Annotated in this window: 2 protein-coding genes; both read right to left on the bottom strand. The window is 69.4% G+C overall.

Annotated features, from left to right (window positions below; genetic code table 11):
* Window positions 1-64 precede the first annotated feature (64 nt).
* Window positions 65-913, bottom strand: a complete 849-nt coding sequence (locus Q8S60_RS17350; RefSeq protein WP_305668747.1) for a helix-turn-helix domain-containing protein — start codon at window positions 911-913, stop codon at window positions 65-67.
* The coding region (locus Q8S60_RS17345) for a hypothetical protein (RefSeq protein ID WP_305668746.1) at window positions 910-1,480 on the bottom strand (571 nt) is incomplete at its 5' end. The genes Q8S60_RS17345 and Q8S60_RS17350, both read right to left, overlap by 4 nt.

Here is a 1,480-nt window from a genome sequence, read left to right as displayed (position 1 = left end):
CAGCTCACGCCCCACCACTCCGCATCAAATTGGCCTCAAACTCTTGTCGCCTCTTCCCGCCGCGTCAGGCAGCCGGAAGCCCTTCCTGTCCCGTCGCCTGCCGCACCTCCGCCAGCAGCCTGTCGCGCCAGGCGGCCAGCTCGCCCTGCCAGCCAGCGACGGTGCGCACGGCGTGAATGGCGGTGGTGTGATCGTCGCGGTGCCAGCGATGCGCGATCGCCGGAAAGGAAAGCGGTGTCGTCATGCGCGCCAGCCACATGCCGAGCTGGCGCGGCCGTGCCAACCGCCGCGTGCGGCTCTTCCCGCGCAGCGCCGCGAGCGTAAGGCCGGTCTCGCACCAGAGCGCCGCGTCGATGGCCTCCAGCGCTGTTTCCCGTTGCCGCAGCGCCATGGACATTTCGGAAATCCGCGCCGTCAGCCGGCTCTTCCGGCTCTCCAGTGCCGCGATTTCCCGCTGCTCAACCGCCTTCAGGCGCGCCAGCCGCCGCGCCGCGCGCGTTTCCGCCCTCGCCACGTCCTTGCCCGCGCGCTCTATCCGCCGCTCAAGCAGGCGCCATCGCCGCGCTTCCTCGGCAAGGCTCTCCCTGCGCAATTCCCGCTGCGCCTCGCGCACAGCCGCGACCGCAAATTCCTGCAGTCCGTCGCTCATCGCCCCCCCCCTCGTCTTCGCGCGGCGCTTCATCTCCGCTTCGTCGTCCAGCACCGCCGTCGCCATCTTTTCGCTGGCGATGGTTTCGAGCAGCCGCTGCACGAGCTCCGGCACGGATATGCCGCGCTCCCGCGCCGCCGGCAGAAGCGCTTCCAGCACATCGGGCGGCACGGGGATCGGCCGCCCCCGCCGCACAAGGCTCCCCTCCTCGCGCCGCGTGCTCAGCCCGAAGCCGTAGACCGGGGAAATCAGGCGCGGGGTCATTTGCCCTCCCCGTCGACATCTTTCGTTTCATTTCCGGCACTTGCGCCGTCGAGAGGGAAGCAAACATCGCGTTGCCTCCGTTCCTCAGCGAGCCGGTCCCTCCGCACCTTCGCCAGCCATGGCCACAGTTCCTCCGGCTTGAACCCTTCGGAGACAGCGCGCGCCCAAAGCGCGTCCCTGCGCAGCGGGAAGTCGATGCCGAGGATCTCGGCGGCGGCAGCCGCGCCGGCATCGCTGTGTCTGCCCTGGCAAGAAGCCGCACACATGAAAAGCGCGGCGCGTGTAGCGCGAAGCGGATCGGTTTCAGGCAGAGATGGGATCTGCGGCGGAGCAAGCGCCGCGCGAATTCCGGGCATGTCCTCGCCCAGCCCCTCGAACGAATAGCCGGCGTTTTGGCCCCCGATCCATCGCGCCATGTGCTCGATGTGCCGGATGGAGTCGCGAACAGCGACTTCGAGGCGCGCCTCACGCGGGCGAGGCTCCCGCTGATCGACGGCGACGACATCATCCGCCATCGCTATCAGCCCCGCGGCCGAGCGCCCGACCTCTTCGAATGTCGCCCGCACC

It is taken from the genome of Parvibaculum sp., assembly GCF_030694575.1.
In the GTDB taxonomy this organism is placed as follows: Bacteria; Pseudomonadota; Alphaproteobacteria; order Parvibaculales; family Parvibaculaceae; genus Parvibaculum.
This window is presented reverse-complemented; position numbering and strand designations above follow the sequence as displayed.